The following is a 23,685-nucleotide window of genomic DNA, read 5'->3' on the forward strand; positions in this document are numbered from 1 at the left end:
TATTCACAAAGACTGGCGTTTTACATGTCAGTCTTTTTATACAGTGAGGACTTTTATAACTTATTATGTAAAGACAAGGTGATGAACAAGTTGCAGTTAAAAGAAGATGAAAGACTCGACAATTTATTGGCAGATGAAACAATGAAGATCATTCAAAGCCAAAGTGCTTTTGCCTTTTCATTAGATGCAGTATTATTAGCAGATTTTGCAAAAATACCTTTAAAAAAAGGGAAGATTCTCGATTTATGTAGTGGGAATGCTGTTATTCCTCTATTGTTATCGCGAAAAACGAACGTTCCCATTACGGGTGTAGAGATCCAAGCTAGACTCTATGACATGGCAGAACGAAATGTCCGATTAAATAAGCTGGAGGATCAAATTAGTATGATCCACGGTGATCTTAAGGACATGCCTACCCGCTTCGGTAACAACAAGTTTGATGTCGTTACCGTCAACCCACCATATTTTCAAACGAAAAATAAAGCACACCAGAACGAAAATCATTATTTAACGATAGCACGTCACGAGATCTTTTGTACGCTAGAGGATGTGGTAAAAGCCTGTAGTCGTCTTGCGAAATCAGGAGGTAAGGTAGCGATGGTGCATCGTCCTGCACGATTAATGGATATACTAACCCTTTTCAGACAATACAAGATAGAACCAAAGCGAATGCGATTGGTCTATCCGAAAAAGGATAAAGAGGCGAATATCGTCCTCATCGAAGGCATTCGAGATGGTAAGCCAGATCTTAAAATACTACCACCTTTGTTTGCGTTTTACGACAATGATCAATATTCAGAAGAGTTAGAGGGGATCTTATATGGCAAGCAATAGTCAGCATTATGTATACATATTGAGGTGTAAGGATCAAACTCTATATACAGGCTATACAACAAATGTTGCTAAGCGCCTGAAAAAGCATATGGAAGGTAAGGGAGCCAAATATACAAGAGGAAGAGCGCCTTTTACCCTCGTTTACAAGCAAAAATGTCAAACAAAATCAGAAGCCATGCAGCTTGAGGCACAGATAAAGAAGTTACCTAAGCAAAGAAAATTAGCTTTGATTCATGAAGCAAATCAAAAGATAGGTGAAGAGGATGAAGATTCAAAAAAGCTTTTCAGAGCCATACGATAACGGTGTCTTGTATATTGTGCCAACCCCGATTGGCAATCTAGAGGATATCACGATAAGAGCACTGAGAATTTTGAAAGAAGCAGATTTAATTTTGGCAGAGGACACGCGGAATACAGGGAAATTATTGCATCATTTTGAAATAAAAAAGCCGTTCTTAAGCTATCATGAGCACAATAAGCTGGAAAGACGAGAAGCGATCTTAGCTAAATTAGCAGATGGAGAGAAATTAGCCTTAGTGAGCGATGCTGGAATGCCTGGAATATCTGATCCGGGCTATGATATCGTGAATTCGGTAATCGAAGAAGATGTTCCGGTGATTGTATTACCTGGGGCAAGTGCAGCATTATGTGCATTAGTTGGTTCAGGCCTGCCGACGGAGCAATTTTATTTTTATGGTTTTTTACCACGGAAAAAAAAGGATCGAGATGATGCTTTAGAGCGGTTAAAGAAGCAGGATTCGACGATTATTTTATATGAATCGCCATATCGACTATCAGATACGTTAAGTGATTTATTAGAAAGCTTAGGAGATCGACAAATTAGCATCGCAAGAGAATTAACCAAAAAGTTTGAAGAATTCACTCGTGGTGCATTAAGTGATGTTGCCAAATGGGCGGAGGATCGTACCTTTAAAGGCGAATGCTGTATTGTCCTAGAAGGTCAAGCATGGACAGAGGAAGAGAACTGGTGGGATCCACTCACACTCAAAGAACATGTAGAAAGAATAGCTGCTATTGAAGATATTTCAAGCAAAGAAGCGATTAAGGTTGTCGCAAAGGAGAGAAAGATTCCAAAGCGTGAAGTATACCAGGCTTATCATACAGATTAGAACAAGATAAGCATTTATCGAAAAAAATCCAGAAGTACAAAATAACCCGAACTGTATCAGTTCGGGTTAATATTTCATTACTTCATTTTGCTTTGGATTTCTTCAATTAACTGTTTTGCGCCTTCTTGGCTTAGAATTAACTTGCCATCCGCAAGTGATAGGTTGTCATCAGAGATGTCACCTGTAATAGCGCATGTCATGTTTGGCTTGTACTTCTGTAGGATAATTCTTTCATCATCCACGTAAATTTCAAGCGCGTCCTTTTCGTTAATTCCTAGTGTACGACGAAGTTCAATCGGGATAACGACACGACCTAATTCGTCTACCTTACGTACAATACCAGTTGATTTCATTATTTATTCTCCCCTTCAATAAATAAAAATTCGGCAAGATTCGACATCTATAGCGTTATAATACCATTAGTTGCCATTAATGTCAAACGAATTTTGAGATTTTTTCAAGAAATTTTAAGGAAATGGAAGTATTACTGAGATTCGACATTTTTCTTTAAAAAATGTATTTTTTCAACCTTTTTCTTATGAAATTGGCTGAATATGCAATAATAATGGAAAAGTAAACGAAAAATCGCTACAATATAAGCAGACTGATTTTGAGATGGAAAAAATAAAAGGAGGATTGCCCGATGTCAGAAAATAGCAAAACTTTTTATATAACTACACCAATTTATTACCCAAGTGGTAATTTACATATTGGTCATGCCTATAGTACAGTTGCAGGGGATGCCATGGCAAGATATAAACGTTTGCGTGGTTATGATGTTCGTTATCTAACGGGAACGGATGAACATGGACAAAAAATTCAAAAAAAAGCGGATGAAGCAGGCGTTACGCCACAGCAGTATGTCGATAATATTGTAAGTGGCATCAAGGAATTGTGGCAAAAACTTGATATTTCTAACGATGATTTTATTCGAACAACAGAAGAAAGACATAAAAAAGTTGTCGAAAAGATTTTTGCGAAATTAGTAGATCAAGGGGATATTTATTTAGATGAATATGAGGGAAGCTATTGTACTTCCTGTGAATCCTTTTTTACAGAGCGTCAGCTAGAGAATGGTCGATGCCCAGATTGTGGTGGACCAGTGGAACAAGTAAAAGAAGAATCATATTTCTTTAAAATGGGGAAATATGTAGATCGTTTATTAGCTTTTTATGAAGAAAATCCGCAATTCATTCAGCCAGAAAGCCGTAAAAATGAAATGATCAACAACTTCATTAAGCCAGGTCTTGAGGATTTAGCTGTTTCGAGAACGACCTTTGATTGGGGAATTAAGGTACCTGGTGATCCGAAGCATGTTATCTATGTATGGATTGATGCATTAACGAATTATATTACAGCACTTGGATATGGTTCAGATGATGATTCCCTATACCAAAAATATTGGCCGGCAGATGTACATTTAATGAGTAAGGAAATTGTTCGTTTCCATACGATTTATTGGCCTATTATGCTAATGGCTCTTGATTTACCATTACCGAAAAAAGTATTTGCCCATGGTTGGATCTTGATGAAGGATGGCAAGATGTCTAAATCCAAGGGGAATGTTGTCAGCCCGATCGATTTAATCGATCGTTATGGCCTTGATGCACTGCGTTATTACTTATTACGTGAAGTACCATTTGGTTCTGATGGTGTTTTCACACCAGAAGGATTTGTGGATCGAACCAATTATGATTTAGCGAATGACTTAGGAAATTTACTTAATCGTACGGTTGCGATGATTCAAAAATATTTTGATGGAAAAATTCCTGCTTTTAATGCATCAGAGGACGAATTTGATCAATCACTAGAGAAGCTTGGTCAAGAAACGATCGAAAATGTAGAAAAAGCACTTGATGAAATGGAATTCTCGGTCGCCTTAACCAGTATTTGGAAATATGTTAGTAGAACAAATAAATATATCGATGAAACAGAGCCATGGGTATTAGCAAAGGACGACAATAAAAAAGCTCGCCTCGGGAATGTTATGGCCCATTTAACAGATAGTTTGCGTCGTATTGCAATCTTACTACGCCCATTCTTAACGGAAACTCCAGCCCGAATATTTGAGCAAATCGGGGTGACAGAGCAAAAAGATCAGGAGTGGAATAGTGCACGAGCGTTTGGTGTGATAGCAGAAGGCACTTCTATCGTCAAAAAAGATCCAATTTTTCCACGTTTAGACGTCGAAAAAGAAGTGAAAATTATTAAAGATATGATGAAGCAGCCAGAGCCTGAGAAGAAAAACACCGCTAAAACAAATGAAGTAACCTACGACGACTTTATGAAGCTAGATTTAAAGGTAGCAGAAGTGGTTCGAGCAGAAAAAATGGAAAATGCAGATAAACTGCTCCGCCTTCAATTAGACTTAGGGGAAGAAAAGCGTCAAGTCATTTCCGGTATTGCCAAATTCTATACACCTGAAGAAATGGTAGGTAAAAAGGTTATTTGTGTAACTAATTTAAAACCAGTTAAACTGCGCGGGGAGCTATCAGAGGGTATGATCCTCTCAGGTGAAGACAAGGATGGTAAGCTATCCTTAGCTACTGTTGAATCAGATTTACCGAATGGTTCTGTCGTAAAATAATGCATCATTCTAATATACCTCCATTTCCTTTAAAGTGAAACGGAGGTATATCTATTTTATATGTTGTGATTATTAGTTTTACTATATTGGAACGAAGGAGGCATAAACATGTTATTTGATACACATGTTCATCTCAATGTCGCACAATTTGAAGAAGATAGAGAGGAAGTCATAAAAAGAGCGAGGGATGCAGGGATAGAGCATATGGTCATCGTCGGCTTTGATAATGAGACAATACCGAAAGCGATCGAGCTTGCCGAGGAGCATGATTTTATCTATGCAGCGGTTGGCTGGCACCCTGTTGATGCGATTGATATGACAGAAGAAGACCTTTTACGCATAGAACAATTAGCAAACCATCCAAAGGTTGTCGCAATAGGAGAAATGGGTCTTGATTATCATTGGGATAAGTCTCCTAAGGATGTACAAAAAGAAGTATTTCGAAAACAAATTCGATTAGCCAAAAAGGTTCAATTGCCGATTATTATCCATAATCGGGAGGCGACAAAGGATATAATTAAGATCCTACAAGAGGAAAAGGCAAATGAGGTTGGTGGGATTATGCATTGCTACAATGATTCTACTGATTACCTGGATGCCTGTCTTGCTATGAACTTTTATATTTCTTTAGGTGGTCCAGTTACGTTTAAAAATGCTAAGCTACCGAAAGAGGTGGCGATTGCGGTTCCGGAGGATCGCTTATTAATTGAAACCGATTGTCCCTTTTTAGCACCACATCCAAATCGAGGGAAAAGAAATGAACCGGCATATGTCCGACTTGTTGCTGAGAAAATTGCCGAACTTCGCGGTGTTGATTATGACAGCATTTGTAAGATAACGACAGAAAATGCTAAACGCTTTTTTGGCATCCAATAGTATTACTGCCTGTTACGATAATGTAATGAATTTGAAATATTTAAATGAAAGAAACAGAAGAGTCCTTAGAAATCAAGGGTTTTTCTGTTTCTTTTTGTGTAAACGCCTGTTTGACAGCTTTTTTTTAACTATATATAATACAACGGCGAGCATAAGGAGGGTGAGAGAATGTTAAAACGTCTTTTCAGCTTGCGAAACCTATTGAACAACAAAGACTTTGTCTATGCTGTTACACTATTTGCTATTATAGGAACTATTAGTTTTTTATTTTATGAAATTTCTAAGGCAGAGGTCACCGTTGTTCAAGAAGGCGAAGCGACTACAGTTCGTACCCACGCGAATACTGTAGAAGAAGTGCTCAAACAATTAAACATACATGTAGCAGAACATGATAAATTATCACATAAGTTAAATGACATAGTTTCCTCAGAAATGAAAATCGAACACACGGTTGCAGATCAGGTAATCGTTCGACAAAATGGAGAAGAAAAAGTCTATTATACGACTGCAGACCGAGTAGAGGATTTTGTTGGAGAGGTGGACTTGAATCTCCGAGAGCATGATCAATTGTCTGTAGCCATGGATAACAAGATCAAAGATGGAATGATTGTCGATATCTTAAAAGCATTCCAGGTCACGATTAATGATGCAGGTCAAAAGGAAAAAGTCTGGACAATTGGGGCTACAGTTGAAGAGTTACTAGCCAAAACGGATACGACATTGTCTGAATTAGATCGAGTTGAACCTAAGCAAAGTGCAAAGATTAAGGATGCGTCTGTGATTAATATAACAAGAGTAGAAAAAGTAACAGACGTAGTTGAAGAACCGAAGGAATTCGCGACCGTAAAGCAAAGCGATGCCTCTTTGACGAAGGGAACAGAGGAAGTGGTTTCTGAAGGAGAAAATGGCGTCATTGCAAAACATTATGAAGTCGTTTTGGAAAATGGGGAAGAAGTTTCACGTGAACTAATCAAAGAAGAAGTAAAAAAAGAAAGCCAGGATAAGGTAGTTGCTGTTGGCACAAAAGAGGTACAAGAAACGCAACAACCAACGCCTAGCTCTACTGATACGAAAACAGTAGCAACAGCCGAAAAAAATACGGTTAGAACGACGGTATCTAGAGGAAGTGAAAGTAGTAGTAAAACCATTTATATGCATGCTACTGCTTACAATTGGGATTGTCCTTCCTGTGATGGTCGTGGTTTGACTTCGACAGGCTATGACTTGAAGGCGAACCCGAATGGCGTCGTGGCAGTCGATCCAAGTGTAATTCCTCTTGGCACAAAGGTTTGGGTAGAAGGCTATGGGTATGCTGTCGCAAGAGATACTGGTGGTTCTATTAAAGGGAACCGTATCGATGTTCATATGCCAACCCAAAAGCAGGCTATGAGCTTTGGGAGTAAACGAGTAAAGGTAAAAATATTAGAATAGCTATCAGTCAATAAATCCGAGTTCATTGATGAATGAGCTCGGATTTTTCTATGCTATTTGCTAGCGACATTGCTTCTTTTTCCGTGGTATAATAAGTGGAGATGATGAAATGGAGGATATTCCTTGAAGGTAAAAGAAATAATAGTAGTGGAAGGGAAAGACGACACAGCAAAGCTAAAACAAGCACTTGATGTAGATACCATTGAGACAAATGGTTCCGCAATAAATAAGCAAACATTAGATCAAATAGCCCATGCTAAGCAGAAACGAGGAGTGATCATATTCACTGATCCTGACTATCCTGGACAACGAATTCGTAAAATTATTGATGAGCACGTTCCTGGCTGTAAGCATGCTTTTTTGACAAAGGAAGAAGCGGTAGCTAAAAATGGCAAAGGGTTAGGAATTGAGCATGCATCCATCCCTGTTATTCGCCAAGCACTAAAAGCGGTCTATGAAGTCACAGAAGATGGTGTGAATACACTGACAAGAGCTGATTTATTAAAATATGGACTTATAGGTGGCCAAGGTGCAAAGGAAAGAAGAAAACAATTAGGTATCTCCTTAAGAATTGGCTATGTAAATGGCAAGCAATTATTAAAAAGACTTCAAATGTTTCATATAGATCAAAATGAATTGAAGCAGGCGATGGAGCAGATTTTGCAGGAGGAAGGCAAATGGCAAACATAAAAGCAATCGCAACACCAAACAGGACAAAAGAAATACTGAAAAAGTATGGATTTGCTTTCAAGAAAAGCTTAGGACAAAATTTTCTCATTGATGTTAATATTCTTAAAAATATTCTGAATGTTGCCGATATTACGAAGGAGACAAATGCGATTGAAGTTGGACCAGGAATAGGGGCATTGACAGAACAGCTTGCCATCTATGCGAACAAAGTGGTGGCATTTGAGATTGATCAGCGTTTAGTACCAATATTAGAGGATACGTTAAGTCCTTATGATAATGTGAATATTGTCAATCAAGATATTTTAAAGGCCGACATACAGAGCCTATTACAACAAAATTTTTATGATGAAAAAGAAATAAAAATAGTTGCCAATTTACCCTATTACATTACCACACCAATTTTAATGCACTTGCTAATGGCTAAACTACCTATATCCAGTATCACGGTAATGATCCAAAAAGAAGTAGCAGATAGAATGGCAGCTACCGAAAATACAAAAGAATATGGTTCATTGTCCATTGCTATTCAATATTATACAGAAGCAAGTGTCGAAATGATTGTCCCGAAAACTGTTTTTATGCCACAGCCTCGCGTAGATTCCGCCGTGTTGCACTTGCAAATGCGAAAAAAGCCACCTGTAGATGTGATGGATGAGGACTTTTTCTTTTTATTCGTACAAGCATGCTTCCAACAGAGAAGAAAAACATTGAGAAATAATTTATCAAGACATTTTGCGAATCTTGACAAACCAATGATTGAAAAAACTCTACAAGAGACGGGAATTGATGGCACGAGAAGGGCTGAATCACTAACAATGGAGGAATTTGCCCTATTAGCTAATACATTTTACAACCAACGCTAACCGTCCTTAAGCACCGAAGCATTTACCAATTTAGAAAGAATTCCTTATCGTATACATAATTTTCATAAAGTAAGACAAACTACTTGTAGCAGAAGTGTGAGGTACTAGGTGGCTAACTTATTTTTCGAATAATTGAGATTTTCTTATTGACAGCTTTCAATTAATATTGTTATAATAGAATATTTTTAATTGACTGTTGGACAAGAATGTAGTATACTATATGTAGTGAGGTGGAGTGCATTGGCAAAAACATTGGTTGAAATCAAACAAGGCCTAGATGGTAATGTTGGCAAACGACTTAAGATTAGAGCTAATGGTGGAAGGAAAAAGACCATTGAGCGCTATGGAACATTAGCTGAAACTTTTCCTTCTGTATTTATTGTAGAGTTAGACCAGGAGGAAAATGCGTTCGAGCGTGTTTCTTATAGTTATGCAGATGTTCTAACGGAAACAGTTGAATTAAATTTTATGGACGAATTAGAAAAAGCAGCGGTAGGAGAGCGGTAAACAATATGTTTGCTGCTTTTTTTCTTTGCTTAAAAAGAAATTGGATCATCTCCCCGAATTTCACTTACATACCATTATTATTAAAGGATAAACCATCGGATTAGGCATAAGCTATAACTGTCGTATGAAACGACAGAGGGGGAGTATCTTCTATGGGCAGAAGACGAGGAATCATGTCTGAACGTTTTAAGGAAGAGCTTGCTAAAGAATTAGGTTTTTACGACAAGGTGTCACAACACGGTTGGGGAGAAATAACAGCTCGAGAAGCTGGAAGCATGGTGAAAAGAGCTGTGCAAATAGCGGAAGAGAGTATGAAAAGGGACAAAGCCTAGATATGGCTTTGTCCCATTAATCTATTTATGGTATCTTTACATAAAGTGTATCTCCGTTAGTACACAGCTAAGTAAAGTAGGTGACAACAGAAATGTATACTTCTGAGAAGGCTCCAGCGAAAATAAACCTTACGTTGGATGTCCTATATAAAAGATCAGACGATTTTCATGAAGTGGAAATGGTGATGACCACAGTGGATTTAGCTGATCGTATTGAATTATATTTACTCGATCGTGATGAAATTATGATACAATCTGAAAATCGTTTTATTCCAAATGATGAGCGAAATCTAGCCTTTCGTGCAGCAAAACTGCTAAAGGAGCGCTTTAAAATATCAGCAGGTGTGAAAATCATTATCGAAAAACAAATTCCGGTTGCTGCAGGCCTTGCTGGAGGAAGTAGTGACGCTGCTGCTACGCTAAGAGGCCTAAATCGTTTATGGCAACTGGGTATTAGTACTGAGCAATTAGCTGCGTTAGGTGCAGAAATTGGATCAGATGTATCTTTTTGTGTATATAACTCGACAGCATTAGCAAAAGGAAGAGGAGAGATCATCACAGAATTACCAGCCCCACCATCATGCTGGGTCGTATTGGCAAAACCATCGCAAGGGGTATCTACCCAATCAGTTTATCAATCCTTACCATTAGATAAAGTCGAGCATCCGGATACGATAGGAATGGTCGAGGCACTAAAGAATTCCGATTATGATGGGATCTGTTCACGGTTAAAAAATGTACTAGAGCTTGTGACATTACCTAAGTATCCACAGGTACAACAAATAAAACAACAAATGCTACAATCAGGTGCAGATGCAGTATTAATGAGTGGAAGTGGTCCAACCGTATTTGGTTTAGTCAAACACGAAAGTAGGGCGGTTAGAATCTATAATAGCCTAAGAGGGTTTTGTGAAGAGGTCTACATTGTTAGGATGCTCGGATCTCATCAAACACTTGATTAAACACGTATAAAATGTTATATTTACGACAAAATATTCGGTTTTTGAGGTGTAGTAATGAAAAGAAGTGATCGCTTAGTAGCAATGACAAATTATTTAATAGAACATCCTATGGAATTAATTTCTCTTCCATTTTTTTCGGATACGTATGGTGCCGCTAAATCCTCGATCAGTGAGGATTTAACTATTATCAACCGTAGATTTCAAGAGGATGGCATTGGCTATCTAGCTTCCATATCTGGTGCTGCTGGAGGGGTGAAATATATCCCGAGGGTTGGGCCGGAACATAGTCAATCATTTATTGAGCGTTTGTGTGAGGATTTAGAGGATCCAAGCCGAATCTTACCTGGTGGCTATTTATTTATGAGTGATGTATTAGGAAACCCTAGCATTGTACGTAATATTGGCCGACTGTTCGCTTCTAAGTTTGCTGATTTGGATATTGATTCGATTGTTACAGTGGCGACAAAAGGAATACCGATAGCATATGCCGTTGCTTCTTTTCTAAATGTACCGGTTATCATTGTTCGTAGAGATCCCAAAGTGACGGAAGGTTCCACAGTCAGTATTAATTACGTATCCGGTTCATCTAAGAAAATACAGACAATGGTTCTTTCAAAAAGAAGTCTAGATTTGGGAGAAAACGTTTGTATCATTGATGATTTTATGAAGGCTGGAGGAACGATTAATGGAATGAAAAGCTTACTCCAGGAATTCAATGCAAATGTATGCGCAATTGGAGTCCTAGCAGAAGCAGAGGATGAAGAAGAAGAGCGTGTAGTGGATGATTATATCTCATTATTACAGATTAAGAACGTAGATGCGAATAACAAAGAGATAGAAGTTGTAAAAGGAAACTACTTCCAAACTTCCAATCACTAATACTTTTTCCAAAAAAAGATAAAAATTTTTAAAAGATTAGCAGGAATTTAAGAACATTTGTTGAATTAAGATAATATGCTCTTAATTAGGGAAAAGGTGGTGATACATAATGGAAGTAACAGACGTGAGATTACGCCGCGTGAATACCGATGGAAGAATGCGAGCGATCGCATCCATTACGTTAGATCATGAATTTGTCGTACATGATATTCGTGTGATCGATGGGAATAACGGAATGTTTGTTGCAATGCCTTCTAAAAGAACTCCTGATGGAGAATTTAGAGATATTGCACATCCAATCAACTCAACCACTCGATCAAAAATTCAAGATGCGGTTTTAGAAGAATACCATCGTGCTGGTGAGGTGCAAGAATTTGAAGAAGCAGGGGCTTCATAATTAGCTCCTTTTTTAAATGTAATTGCTCTTAAATGTATTATCAACCAATTATTTAATCGTATAAAAAGGCCTAATCGTTTCCCGTGATTAGGCCTTTTCTCTGTATACAAAACAATTATTTCCTACCACCTGTTGGTTGTGCTCCGAGCTATTTTCACTTTTCTCCTCTGTTTTCTTTATTGTAAAGAAACTTTCATTGAAAAAACTCTGTATTTCATATATATTCATAAGGGGAAACTTGTACAACTTAATCAAGTAATGTAAATTTTTAAATCAAATCATTTTTTTAAAATAGGACGGAGGGAAAGTCTTGCCGAATCGTTATGCAGTCGTTTTAGCAGCTGGAAAAGGTACTAGAATGAAATCAAAGCTATATAAGGTTTTACACCCTGTACTAGGTAAACCAATGGTACAGCATGTAGTCGACCAATTAAAAACATTAAAATTAGCGAACATTACAACAGTTGTAGGTTTTGGAGCGGAAAAAGTTCAGGAACAACTGGGTGATGCTTCTGAATATGTCGTACAAGAGGAACAATTAGGGACTGGTCATGCGGTCATCCAAGCCGGAAAATACTTGGAAGGCAAAAAAGGTACAACACTTGTAGTATGTGGAGATACACCATTACTGAAAGCAGAGACATTACAAGCAGTATTAGAATTTCATGAGCAGGAAGAAGCAAAAGTAACGATTCTAACCGCACATGCCCAGGATCCGACTGGTTATGGAAGAATTGTTCGTAATGCGGACAATCAGGTGGAGAAAATTGTTGAACAAAAGGATGCGACAGAAACAGAAAAAGCCATTCAAGAAATCAATACAGGTACTTATTGCTTTGATAATGAGCTATTATTTGCTGCCTTAAAGCAAGTGTCTAATGATAATGCCCAAGGGGAATACTACTTACCAGATGTTATTCAAATAGCTCAAGAACAGCAACAAAAGGTGGCTGCTTACCAGACAGATGAGTTTAATGAAACAATTGGTGTAAACGATCGTGTTGCATTATCTCAGGCAGAAGCCTTCATGAAAAAAAGAATTAATGAAAATCACATGCGAGAAGGAGTTACCATTATCGATCCTGCCAATACGTACATCGGTGCAGATGTAAAAATTGGGGTGGATGTAGTCATTCATCCAGGCAGTGTGATTAAAGGGGAAACGATCATCGAGGATGAGGTAGAGATCGGCCCAAACTCAGAGATTGTGAACTGCCATATTGGGAAGGAATCCAAAGTGAAGCACAGTGTAGCCACCTCTAGCTATATCGGAGAGCGTGTTCAAATTGGACCATTTGCACATATTCGTCCTGATGCTACAATTGGCAATGATGTGAAGATTGGTAATTTTGTTGAAATTAAAAAAACAAAAATAGATAATAAAAGTAAAGTATCTCATTTAAGTTATATTGGGGATGCGGAAATAGGTAGTAACGTCAATGTTGGCTGTGGTACGATCACAGTAAACTATGACGGGAAAAACAAGTTTTTAACGAGAATAGAAGACGATGCTTTTATTGGATGTAATGCAAATCTAGTTGCGCCAGTAACCATTGGAAAAGGGGCCTTAATAGCAGCTGGTTCGACAATTACGAATGATGTACCAGGTGATGCCTTATCCATTGGAAGAGCACAACAAGTGAACAAAGAAGAATATGCCAAAAAATACAAATAAGCATGATTGGGAACAAATAAGCTGATGGAGGTATCAAACAAGATGTCCGAATACAAGGATTCATCTTTGAAGGTTTTTACATTAAATTCGAATCCAAAACTAGCAGAAGAGATTGCAGCAAATATTGGTGTCGAATTAGGAAAGAGTTCGGTAACAAAGTTTAGTGATGGCGAAATTCAAATCAATATTGAAGAAAGTATCCGTGGTTGTGACGTTTATGTTGTTCAATCAACCTGTGAACCAGGCAACCAACATATCATGGAGCTTTTAATTATGATTGATGCATTAAAACGAGCATCAGCGAAATCGATCAATATTGTTATGCCATATTATGGATATGCAAGACAGGATCGCAAGGCAAGAGCAAGAGAGCCGATTACTGCTAAACTTGTTGCAGATTTATTACAAACTGCAGGGGCTTCAAGGGTGATTACACTGGACCTCCATGCTCCACAAATTCAAGGATTTTTCGATATCCCAGTCGATCAATTAGTTGGTGTACCAATCTTATCTAGCTATTGGAGCAAAAAAGGTCTTGATGATATTGTCGTTGTTTCACCTGATCATGGTGGAGTAACACGTGCACGTAATCTAGCAGATCGACTAAAGGCACCAATTGCTATTATCGATAAGAGAAGACCACGTCCTAATGTGGCAGAGGTAATGAATATTGTCGGTAATATCGAAGGAAAAACAGCCATATTAATTGATGATATCATTGATACCGCTGGAACAATTACGATCGGCGCTAATGCGCTAATCGAAAGTGGCGCAACAGGTGTCTATGCTTGCTGTACACATCCTGTATTATCAGGACCAGCCATTGAGAGAATCGCAAATTCGCAAATCAAAGAATTAGTGGTGACAAATAGTATTCCTTTGAAAGAGGAAAAACTAATTGATAAGATTACACAGCTTTCTGTTGCACCATTGATCAGTGAGGCGATTATCCGTGTCCATGAAAGACAATCTGTAAGTATATTATTCGATTAAGATCAGTCCATTTTTGCTGAAAATTAAGTCATGATTGAGAAAGTTTGAGATTTTCATCTATGAACTTCATACCTGAATGCTGAATTTTTTATACGTTAGGAAAGTAGGGATTTTTTGTAGGAAGTAATGTAACGAAGCGAAAATTTTGAAGTCCTTAGTATAAGAAAAGCTGACGTATTTGCTAAAGGACGAGCAAATACGAGATTTTCTAATAGTAATACATGTTTAACGTAGTCGAAAAGCGGGAAATATATAATTACTATTGTTAAAATAATTGGAGGGTGATGAAACCATGGCAGTAGTTTTACAAGCAAATAAACGAGAGGATCTAACGAAATCTAAGACAAAGGAAGTGCGATTAGCTGGTGGTGTACCGGCAGTTATATATGGCTATAATGTGCAACCTAAAACAGTTGCTGTTGATAGTATAGAACTATTAAAAACCGTTCGTGATGAGGGGAAAAATGCGATTATCTCCTTGAAGGTGGATGGGGAAACATTTCAAGTCATGCTCCATGAATATCAGATTGATCCATTAAAGGATGAGTTAGTTCATGCGGATTTTTATGTCGTCAATATGTCAGAGGAAATGGATGTCGAGGTTCCGCTTGTTCTAGAAGGAGAAGCGAGAGGTGTGAAAGAAGGTGGCGTCTTACAGCAGCCACTTTATGAGCTAGGAGTAAGAGCAAAGCCTAACGACATTCCAGAGCAAATCACTGTTGACATATCCGAATTAGAGGTAGGGGACAGCATATTGGTTTCTGACCTGAAGGATGGGAAAAACTATGAAATACTTGAAGACGAAGCAACGACGATTGTTACCATTCTTGTGCCAGACAAGGAACCAGTAGAAGAGACAGAGGAAGCGGAAGAACAGGCCGAACCAGAAGTGATGAATGAAAAAGAATCAGAAGAATAAAAACAGAGGCGCAACGAATGAAGTTGCGCCCTTTTCTACGTCAGGAATTTTTTAGCAGGCTTTCTAAAGGAAGAACGAAGGAAAGTGGAAATTATTTGATATATTAAACAGAAATAATATGTTAAGATGAATAATAGAATAATATTGATAAAGGAAGTTAAGACAAATGAAATGTATCGTAGGTTTGGGAAATCCAGGATTAAAATACCGTTCCACTCGTCATAATATTGGCTTTATTGTCGTAGATGAGCTTTTGAAGCGTAATAATTGGACTTTATCGAAGAATAAATTTAATGGTCATTATACGATGGAAACATTACATAATGAAAAGGTTTTGATCTTAGAGCCCCAAACATATATGAATTTATCAGGAGAATCCTTAAAGCCTTTGATGGATTTTTATGATTTGGCACCAGAGGATGTTGTGGTCATTTATGATGATTTAGATCTTCCGCTCGGCAAAATTCGTTTAAGACAAACAGGTGGACATGGTGGGCATAATGGTGTGCGGTCGATCATTGATCATTTAGGAACAAAGAAATTTAATCGTATCCGCTTTGGTATTGGCAGACCTGTTACACCGATTCCAGTAATTGATTACGTATTGGGGAAATTTCAAAAAGAGGAGCAGACCACTTTAGAACAGGCCGTAGACCATGCGGTGAATGCACTAGAAGCATGGATGACAGAGCCCTTTCCAAAAGTAATGAATGATTATAATCAATAAAAATGAAATGAACACCACCTGTTTAATAAACCCTTCGTATAAATATTTATTGCTCGGGAAATGATAAGAATAATACAAGAGTAATACGGAGGGTAAAAAATGACACTTGTCTATAAATGCAAGCATTGTGGTAATGAGGTAGGAAGACTACCATCAGAAATGGTGGACTTAAATAAGATCGGCTGGGAACACCTTTCACCTGAAGAAAAATCGCAATTGATGAAACTAAAGCCAGATCAGCAAGTGATGATTCAATCCATATGTGAAAATTGTCAACGTCTTTTAGAAGATAATCCGAATTATCATGAGTTAGACTATTTCATTCAATAATAGATTAATCGATATTAGTAAGACATCCGCTTTGGTTCTAACCAAAGCATTTTTGCAGTTATGAACGGGATACGTGTTTGGTTAAAGTAATGGTAGGGGGAGCACTATGCAGCAATTAAAACAGTATTTACAAAAAAAGGAAGATGTATACTCTGTTATTGAAGGTATACATTCAGGATTATCAGAACAACTAATCTCAGGTCTATCAGGCTCAAGCAGGAGCTTGTTCTCTGCACTTATTCATGAGGCTGTACAGAGAAAGGTACTTATTGTGACACATCAACTAAATCATGCACAGCAGCTGTATGAGGATCTTTTAGAATTTTCAGAGGCAAAGGATGTATTCCTTTATCCAGTCAATGAATTATTAGCATCTGAATTGGCGATAGCAAGCCCAGAACTATTAAGCCAACGAATGGATGCATTAAATGCCTGGATTCAAGCAGATAAAGGGATATTAATCGCACCAGTTGCTGGTTTGAAACGCATGTTACCTCCACCTGAGTATTGGAATAAGTATCAGATTAAGGTAGAATTGACAAAAACATTAGATATAGAGGAAGTGCTACAAAAGCTAATAGAAATGGGTTATGTAAGGCAAGAAATGACGAGTAGTCCTGGCGAATTCAGTTTGCGCGGTGGGATACTAGATGTTTATCCAATCACAGACGAGGATCCTATCCGAATTGAATTATTTGATGATGAAGTTGACTCGATCCGTTTTTTCGATGCCGAAACTCAACGATCCTTGAAAAAGCTCGACCAAGTAACAATCGGTCCAGCAACAGAGCTTTTAGCTACTGATGAGGACTTAGTTACGGCAGCACAACGAATAGAGCACGCACTTCAGCAGACATTAAAGAAAACAAAAAATAAAGCCGATCAACAAGCTCTAGAAAAAGCAATTACAGCAGACATTGAACGTCTGAACCAATGCGAGCGCTTTCAAGAAATGAAAAGATATATTTCTTACTTTTATCCAGTGCAAACTAGTTTGTTAGATTATTTACCGAAGGATGGTCTGATCATTTTAGATGAGATGAGCAGAATTCAAGAAACGGCTCTCCACCTAGATGAGGAAGAAGGAGAATGGTTAAAGGATCATTTAAGCAGGAATCAGGCGGTAAGTGATATGCATTTATCCTTTGATTGGCCAGATACTTGGGCCAAAATGGATAGACAACGTCTGTACATGTCTGTCTTTTTGCGCCATATTCCGAATACGAATCCTGCTAATATTGTCAATTTATCTAGTAGAGGAATGCAGCAATTTCACGGTCAAATGAACTTGTTGCAAAATGAAATGGAAAGATGGCAAAAGGCCGGATACTCTGTCATTATTCTGGCGCCAAATAAAAAACGGGTCGAAAAGATTCATTCCGTCCTTGAAGATTATCAGATGACAGCGAGTGTTCTGGAAACCATTCCTTCCTTACCTGTACAGACACCATGTATAACGACAGGAAATATAAGCGGTGGCTTTGAAATTCCGCTGCATAAGCTAGCTGTTTTAACAGATAGTGAGCTATTTAAGCAACAGACAGTACGAACAAAAAGAAAGCAAAAAATCTCCAATGCGGAAAGAATTAAAAGCTACCAAGAGCTACAAATTGGGGATTACGTGGTTCATACGAATCACGGGATCGGTAGATATGTAGGAATAGAGACATTAGAAGTCAATGGACTACACAAGGATTTTATGCTGTTAAAGTATTCCGGTGATGATAAGCTTTTTGTTCCAATCGACCAAATTGATCTTGTCCAAAAATATGTGGGATCAGAAGGGAAAGAACCGAAGTTATACAAACTAGGTGGTAATGATTGGAAGAAAGTAAAAAGTAAGGTCCAGTCTAAGGTAGAAGATATTGCCGATGACTTAATCAAGCTGTATGCAGAGCGTGAAGCGGCAAAGGGTTATGCATTTTCGGAGGATACCGAGATGCAAAGAGAATTTGAGGCGGCCTTTCCTTATCAAGAAACGGACGATCAACTTCGCTGTATTGAAGAAATCAAACAGGATATGGAAAAGGAACGCCCAATGGATCGATTATTATGCGGGGATGTTGGCTATGGAAAGACAGAAGTAGCGATTCGCGCCGCCTTTAAGGCCATTGCAGATGGTAAACAAGTTGCGATACTAGTACCGACGACGATCCTTGCACAGCAACACTATGAAACCGTTATGGAGAGATTTCAAGATTATCCGGTCAATGTAAGCTTATTGAGTCGTTTTAGAACAAGGAAGCAACAAACAGAGACACTTAAAGGACTAAAAAATGGCATGGTTGATCTTGTGATAGGCACACACCGTTTACTATCCAAAGATGTTACCTATAAGGAGTTAGGGCTATTAATTGTCGATGAAGAACAACGGTTTGGTGTAAAGCACAAGGAAAAAATAAAACAATTAAAAACAAATGTAGATGTACTCACACTAACAGCAACACCAATTCCGAGAACCTTGCATATGTCTATGCTCGGCGTGAGAGACCTGTCTGTCATTGAAACACCTCCTGAAAATCGTTTTCCTATCCAGACATATGTAATGGAATATAATGGGCCGCTCGTCAGGGAAGCAATCGAAAGAGAATTAGCTCGTGGTGGGCAGGTGTTTTTCTTATACAATCGAGTAGAATCGATAGAGAAAGTAGCGCAGGATATCCAAGCATTAGTGGAAGATGCGCGTGTGGTCGTTGCACATGGGCAAATGAAAGAAACGGAGCTAGAGAATGTGATGTTCTCTTTCCTAGAAGGAGAAGCCGATGTCTTAGTTAGTACAACGATTATCGAAACAGGTGTCGACATACCAAATGTCAATACACTTATTGTATATAATGCTGATCATATGGGACTTAGCCAATTGTACCAATTAAGAGGTCGGGTTGGTCGCTCTAATCGTGTTGCTTATGCTTATTTCACCTATCAACAAGATAAGATTTTAACAGAAGTGTCTGAAAAAAGGTTGCAGGCAATCAAGGAATTTACGGAGCTTGGATCAGGCTTTAAAATAGCTATGCGCGATTTATCGATTCGTGGTGCAGGGAATATTCTAGGAGCACAGCAGCATGGGTTTATTGATTCGGTTGGGTTTGATATGTATTCCCAAATGTTAAATGAAGCAGTACAGGCGAAGAAGCAGGGTAAATCCTTGGAAGAAGTGAAGCCATTTGAGGTCGAGCTTGATTTGAAGATAGATGCCTATATTCCTGATAATTACATTGAAGATGAAAAACAAAAAATTGACATGTATAAAAGATTCCAAGCTATCATGACACAAGAGGATATCCACGATTTAAGAGATGAATTGATCGATCGATTTGGCGACTATCCAGAAGAGGTAGAGAACCTATTCCTTGTCACGACTTTAAAGATGCAGGCAAAGAAAGAGAGAATTGAGTCCATTACCGAAAAAAATCACCAAATGGAGCTATTAGTAGAGGAAGATAGAAGTCAAGAAATAGATGGAGCAAAGCTGTTTGAATTTGCTAATCAATACGGGAGAATGATTCAGCTAGGAACCGAAAATCGCCAATTAAAGGTTAAATTCCGCTTTAGTAGAGAACCGAAGCTTAAACGCTATGAAGTGTTAGAGTCCTTCATTCAAGCATTAAAGGAGATGAAACAGACCCCTGTCGGGTAAGTAAGTTAGAAAATATATGGTAATTTTGTATAGTTTTCTAATAATTAAATCATACTAACCTTACAACATAATTATTTCATCAGTTGGAGAAATAATTGTTTATATGTTAAAAATGGAAAGAGAGGTCATGATTTAATTATGAAGGCTACAGGAATTGTACGACGCATTGATGATTTAGGAAGGGTTGTAATCCCTAAGGAAATTCGTAGAACATTGCGAATTCGTGAAGGAGATCCTTTGGAGATCTTTGTAGATCGAGATGGGGAAGTGATTCTAAAAAAATACTCACCAATCAGTGAATTAGGTGATTTTGCAACAGAATATGCGGAGGCATTATATGAATCCTTAGGTTTATCTGTATTAATTAGTGATCGTGACGATATTATTGCAGTTGCCGGAGAGTCTAAGAAGGAATATTTAGGTAAGCATATTTCCAAGAAAATAGATGAAGCAATGGAAGGTCGAAAGCTAGTGATGCAAAAAGAAGCAGCAAATGTAGAGCTAGTCGAGAATAAGGAAGAGGAATTGGAAGCACATCTTTTATATCCCATTGTAGCAAATGGTGATCCCATTGGCTGCTTGGTCATTTTTACAAGAGAAAAGAAAGAATTCGGCAAGGTAGAAGAAAAGGCCGCCCATACCGCTAGTCAATTTTTAGCTAAACAGATGGATTAAAAAGACCGATAGGAAAACTAGTGCCTGAGAAATCTCATGCACTAGTTTTTTATTGTACACTAGGAAGGCGAAGATGCGAAAATGTTGATGCCCAAAGTATAAGAAAAAGCTTTTCGGTTTGGCTATCTCTGTCGTTTTTAGTAAGATAGAAGATGGTAAGTGAGGTGAAACTGGTGGAGGAGAAAATAATCGTCAAAAAAGCACTAAACAATAATGTACTCATAGCTTCTCATCCTCTTTATAAAGAAGTTATCCTTATTGGTAAAGGGATCGGCTTCGGCAAGAAAAAGGGAGATGTTGTACCAGAGGATCAAGCAGAGAAAACGTTTTTATTAAAGGATGAGCAGGAACAGGAACAATACAGACAACTCATATCCTATGTAGATCAAGATTTGCTCGAGATATTAAATGATGTGATGGTATTAATTGAGAAGCGGATGGGTGAGACATTATATGAACACATTCATGTTGCTTTAACCGATCACTTATCATTTGCAATAAATCGTGCCAATCAAAATGTACAATTTTCCAATCCTTTTTTGTTTGAGATTGAATCCTTATACCCAAAGGAATTCCAAGTAGCACAAGAGGTTGTTCAAGTCTTGCAGGAGAAAATAGGTGTCGCATTTCCCCCAGGGGAAGTTGGATTTATAGCGCTGCATATTCACAGTGCAGTGACAGATAAATCATTACGAGATATGAATCGGCATCATCAATTGATTGCCAAGCTTGTAGAAATTATTGAAGAAAATCTAGGCATTCAACTCGATCGCCAAGGCATTAATTATAACCGCTTAATTCAGCATTTGCATCGTGCGATTGAAAGGGTATACGAAGGGGAAACATTAGGGCAAGAAACGAATTTAGCAAAAGTGTTGAAATCGACTTATCCCATATGCTATAATCTTGCTTGGAAATTAATTAAAGTAATGCAACAACAACTGCATACACGTGTAGATGAGTCAGAAGTACTTTATCTGACCATTCACCTACAACGATTAACGCAATCATCATAACGTGTTACTGATACGATCAGGCATGAGTAAAATGGATGTTTTAGGTTATTCTATGGGGAGAAGTATATACCATAGGATCTAAATGCATTTTACTCATGCCTTTTTTGTTGCAATACAAACAAGAAGGAGGAAAATTAACATGTCCAACATATTTGGTACATTGCAAAAAGTCGGTAAAGCTTTAATGCTACCGGTTGCTTTATTACCGGCTGCAGGTATACTGCTTGCATTTGGTACAAGCTTTGCACAGGATCAATGGGTCGAACAATTCCCGTGGTTCGGTAATGCAACCGTACAAAAAATATTAGAAGTAATGTCAGAAGCAGGTGGAATCGTATTTGATAACCTACCATTACTATTTGCTGTCGGTGTTGCAATCGGTTTAGCAAAAGGTGATGGGGTTGCTGGACTTGCGGCTATCATCGGTTACTTAATCATGAATGTCACGATGGGTGTATTTGGAGATATCACAGCAGAAATGACTTCAAATCCAGCCTACGCAAGTGTCCTAGGGATTCCGACATTGCAAACAGGAGTGTTTGGCGGGATCATTGTCGGTATATTAGCAGCCTTTATGTACAATCGGTATTTCAATATAGAGCTTCCACAATTTTTAGGATTCTTTGCAGGAAAGCGTTTTGTTCCTATTATTACAGCCTTTTCATCCTTAATATTAGGTATTATCATGTTTTTAGTATGGCCATTTGCACAAGAAGGGCTTAATGCGGTTTCTCATTTCATGCTAGAAACAAACCGCACGATATCAACATTTGTATTTGGTGTGATTGAAAGAGGGTTAATTCCATTTGGGTTACATCACATTTTCTATTCTCCATTCTGGTTCGAATTTGGACAATATACGAATGCTGCTGGAGAAATCATTCGTGGTGACCAAAGTATTTTCTTCGAGCAATTGAAGGATGGGGTAGACTTTACGGCAGGTAATTTCATGACAGGTAAATTCCCGTTCATGATGTTTGGACTTCCTGCTGCGGCATTAGCTATTTATCATACAGCAAAACCGGAAAGAAAAAAGGTAGTTGGAGGGATTATGTTCTCTGCTGCATTAACTTCTTTCTTAACAGGGATTACAGAACCACTTGAATTCTCATTCTTATTCGTTGCACCATTATTATTTGGAATTCATGCAATTTTTGCTGGTTTATCGTTTATGACGATGTATTTACTAGATGTTAAAATTGGTATGACATTCTCAGGTGGTCTGATTGACTTCCTTCTATTCGGTGTTATGCCTAACCGTACAGACTGGTGGTGGGTAATTATTGTTGGATTGGTCTTCTCGGTTATTTATTACTTTGGTTTCCGATTTGCCATTCAAAAATTCAACCTAGCGACACCGGGCCGTGAAGATGAGGCAGAAGATAGCGATGATGAAGGCGAAGTAGATGATCGTCCTTATGAGATCTTGGAAGCAATGGGTGGCAAGGGTAATATTACGAACTTGGATGCATGTATTACCCGTCTCCGTGTTAGTGTAGATGATAAAAACAAAGTGGATAAAGGACGTTTGAAAAAGCTTGGTGCTTCTGGAGTAATGGAAGTAGGAAATAATATTCAAGCAATTTATGGACCTGTTTCAGATACATTAAGAGGTCAAATGCAAGATATTATGGATGGTAAAACACCAACGAAAAAAGCTACTGATAATAAAGAAGAGACAGTAGCTGCGTCAGCTAATATAGAAGGCGATCTAGATTTCACTAGCCCGATGACAGGTGAAATCATGCCATTATCAGAGGTGCCAGATCAAGTCTTTTCGCAAAAAATGATGGGGGATGGATTTGCGATTAAACCATCTCAAGGTGAAATAGTTTCACCAGTGAATGGTAAAATCATCAATATCTTCCCAACAAAGCACGCTATCGGTATTTTAGCGGACAATGGAACAGAAATTCTAATCCATATCGGTATCGATACGGTTAATTTAAAAGGAGAAGGTTTTACGGCCAAAATAGAAGAAGGCGATGAGGTAAAGCAAGGCCAAGTCCTAATGGAAGTGGATTTAGCCTTTGTCGAACAAAATGCCCCTTCTACAGTAACGCCAGTTATCTTCACTAATTTACAAGAAGACCAAGAAGTTAGTGTGAAAGCCTCTGGTAAAGTAAATAAAGAAGACCAAAATATTATACAAATACAATAAATGCTTGGAGCTCTCTCCCTGGTCAGTTGGCTAGGGAGAGAGCTTTTTAATGCTTCACTGT

The 23,685-nt window shown here is 38.1% G+C and carries 23 protein-coding genes; 22 read left to right on the forward strand and 1 reads right to left on the reverse strand.

Going from position 1 to position 23,685, the window contains the following annotated elements; genetic code table 11:
- Positions 1-81: 81 nt before the first annotated feature.
- The 3 genes from ACZ5R4_RS13645 to rsmI are packed head-to-tail and all read left to right on the forward strand — an operon-like array spanning position 82 to position 1,964.
- Complete coding sequence (locus ACZ5R4_RS13645) at positions 82-834, forward strand: tRNA1(Val) (adenine(37)-N6)-methyltransferase (protein ID WP_347836777.1); 753 nt, start codon at positions 82-84, stop codon at positions 832-834.
- Positions 821-1,135: a GIY-YIG nuclease family protein gene (locus ACZ5R4_RS13650; RefSeq protein WP_109984886.1), complete on the forward strand. Its 315-nt coding sequence runs from the start codon at positions 821-823 to the stop codon at positions 1,133-1,135. Before ACZ5R4_RS13645 ends, ACZ5R4_RS13650 begins: the two co-directional genes overlap by 14 nt.
- Positions 1,098-1,964 (forward strand): 16S rRNA (cytidine(1402)-2'-O)-methyltransferase, encoded by an 867-nt coding sequence (gene rsmI / locus ACZ5R4_RS13655; RefSeq protein WP_464367503.1) that lies wholly within the window; start codon positions 1,098-1,100, stop codon positions 1,962-1,964. The genes ACZ5R4_RS13650 and rsmI overlap by 38 nt, the downstream gene beginning before the upstream one ends.
- Positions 1,965-2,041: 77 nt before the next feature.
- Here the strand turns inward: rsmI and ACZ5R4_RS13660 are convergent, their stop codons facing one another.
- Positions 2,042-2,317 (reverse strand): AbrB/MazE/SpoVT family DNA-binding domain-containing protein, encoded by a 276-nt coding sequence (locus tag ACZ5R4_RS13660; protein ID WP_054789157.1) that lies wholly within the window; start codon positions 2,315-2,317, stop codon positions 2,042-2,044.
- Between the two features lie 290 nt (positions 2,318-2,607).
- Between ACZ5R4_RS13660 and metG the strand changes: the two genes are divergently transcribed.
- From metG to ptsG, 19 genes are all read left to right on the forward strand, one after another.
- Positions 2,608-4,551: a methionine--tRNA ligase gene (gene metG / locus ACZ5R4_RS13665; RefSeq protein ID WP_464367504.1), complete on the forward strand. Its 1,944-nt coding sequence runs from the start codon at positions 2,608-2,610 to the stop codon at positions 4,549-4,551.
- Between the two features lie 108 nt (positions 4,552-4,659).
- The gene (locus ACZ5R4_RS13670) at positions 4,660-5,427 is read left to right on the forward strand and encodes a TatD family hydrolase (RefSeq protein WP_054861441.1); all 768 of its coding nucleotides are present in this window, start codon (positions 4,660-4,662) and stop codon (positions 5,425-5,427) included.
- Between the two features lie 168 nt (positions 5,428-5,595).
- On the forward strand, positions 5,596-6,858 hold the full coding sequence (locus ACZ5R4_RS13675; RefSeq protein WP_054861442.1) for a G5 and 3D domain-containing protein: 1,263 nt from the start codon (positions 5,596-5,598) through the stop codon (positions 6,856-6,858).
- Positions 6,859-6,981: 123 nt separating this feature from the next.
- Positions 6,982-7,548 carry a ribonuclease M5 gene (rnmV, locus tag ACZ5R4_RS13680; RefSeq protein ID WP_054861443.1) on the forward strand — a complete coding sequence of 189 codons (567 nt, stop codon included), beginning with the start codon at positions 6,982-6,984 and terminating at the stop codon, positions 7,546-7,548.
- A complete protein-coding gene (gene rsmA / locus ACZ5R4_RS13685) occupies positions 7,536-8,411 on the forward strand; it encodes a 16S rRNA (adenine(1518)-N(6)/adenine(1519)-N(6))-dimethyltransferase RsmA (RefSeq protein WP_109984882.1) in 876 nt (291 codons plus the stop codon). Before rnmV ends, rsmA begins: the two co-directional genes overlap by 13 nt.
- Before the next feature lie 240 nt (positions 8,412-8,651).
- A complete protein-coding gene (veg, locus tag ACZ5R4_RS13690; protein WP_054789160.1) occupies positions 8,652-8,918 on the forward strand; it encodes a biofilm formation stimulator Veg in 267 nt (88 codons plus the stop codon).
- Positions 8,919-9,070: 152 nt separating this feature from the next.
- A complete protein-coding gene (locus ACZ5R4_RS13695) occupies positions 9,071-9,250 on the forward strand; it encodes a small, acid-soluble spore protein, alpha/beta type (RefSeq protein WP_054789161.1) in 180 nt (59 codons plus the stop codon).
- A gap of 92 nt (positions 9,251-9,342) precedes the next feature.
- On the forward strand, positions 9,343-10,212 hold the full coding sequence (gene ispE, locus ACZ5R4_RS13700) for a 4-(cytidine 5'-diphospho)-2-C-methyl-D-erythritol kinase (RefSeq protein ID WP_464368494.1): 870 nt from the start codon (positions 9,343-9,345) through the stop codon (positions 10,210-10,212).
- A 54-nt stretch (positions 10,213-10,266) separates the two neighbouring features.
- On the forward strand, positions 10,267-11,091 hold the full coding sequence (gene purR, locus ACZ5R4_RS13705; RefSeq protein ID WP_109984879.1) for a pur operon repressor: 825 nt from the start codon (positions 10,267-10,269) through the stop codon (positions 11,089-11,091).
- Positions 11,092-11,200: 109 nt separating this feature from the next.
- On the forward strand, positions 11,201-11,488 hold the full coding sequence (gene spoVG, locus ACZ5R4_RS13710; protein ID WP_054789162.1) for a septation regulator SpoVG: 288 nt from the start codon (positions 11,201-11,203) through the stop codon (positions 11,486-11,488).
- A 310-nt stretch (positions 11,489-11,798) separates the two neighbouring features.
- Positions 11,799-13,163 (forward strand): bifunctional UDP-N-acetylglucosamine diphosphorylase/glucosamine-1-phosphate N-acetyltransferase GlmU, encoded by a 1,365-nt coding sequence (glmU, locus tag ACZ5R4_RS13715; protein ID WP_109984878.1) that lies wholly within the window; start codon positions 11,799-11,801, stop codon positions 13,161-13,163.
- 42 nt (positions 13,164-13,205) lie between these two features.
- Positions 13,206-14,156 (forward strand): ribose-phosphate diphosphokinase, encoded by a 951-nt coding sequence (locus tag ACZ5R4_RS13720; protein ID WP_109984877.1) that lies wholly within the window; start codon positions 13,206-13,208, stop codon positions 14,154-14,156.
- Between the two features lie 292 nt (positions 14,157-14,448).
- Entirely contained in the window at positions 14,449-15,075 is a 627-nt protein-coding gene (locus ACZ5R4_RS13725; protein ID WP_054789163.1) for a 50S ribosomal protein L25/general stress protein Ctc, read from the forward strand.
- Positions 15,076-15,241: 166 nt separating this feature from the next.
- Positions 15,242-15,802 carry an aminoacyl-tRNA hydrolase gene (pth, locus tag ACZ5R4_RS13730; RefSeq protein ID WP_464367505.1) on the forward strand — a complete coding sequence of 187 codons (561 nt, stop codon included), beginning with the start codon at positions 15,242-15,244 and terminating at the stop codon, positions 15,800-15,802.
- A 99-nt stretch (positions 15,803-15,901) separates the two neighbouring features.
- Positions 15,902-16,132, forward strand: a complete 231-nt coding sequence (locus ACZ5R4_RS13735; RefSeq protein ID WP_054789165.1) for an anti-sigma-F factor Fin — start codon at positions 15,902-15,904, stop codon at positions 16,130-16,132.
- Between the two features lie 106 nt (positions 16,133-16,238).
- The gene (mfd, locus tag ACZ5R4_RS13740) at positions 16,239-19,772 is read left to right on the forward strand and encodes a transcription-repair coupling factor (RefSeq protein ID WP_277678486.1); all 3,534 of its coding nucleotides are present in this window, start codon (positions 16,239-16,241) and stop codon (positions 19,770-19,772) included.
- Between the two features lie 138 nt (positions 19,773-19,910).
- Complete coding sequence (spoVT, locus tag ACZ5R4_RS13745; RefSeq protein ID WP_054861463.1) at positions 19,911-20,447, forward strand: stage V sporulation protein T; 537 nt, start codon at positions 19,911-19,913, stop codon at positions 20,445-20,447.
- Positions 20,448-20,620: 173 nt separating this feature from the next.
- Complete coding sequence (gene glcT / locus ACZ5R4_RS13750; protein ID WP_109984873.1) at positions 20,621-21,463, forward strand: glucose PTS transporter transcription antiterminator GlcT; 843 nt, start codon at positions 20,621-20,623, stop codon at positions 21,461-21,463.
- Positions 21,464-21,602: 139 nt separating this feature from the next.
- Entirely contained in the window at positions 21,603-23,624 is a 2,022-nt protein-coding gene (gene ptsG / locus ACZ5R4_RS13755) for a glucose-specific PTS transporter subunit IIBC (RefSeq protein ID WP_464367506.1), read from the forward strand.
- Positions 23,625-23,685: the final 61 nt, after the last annotated feature.

It is taken from the genome of Gracilibacillus sp. JCM 18860 (assembly GCF_055395245.1).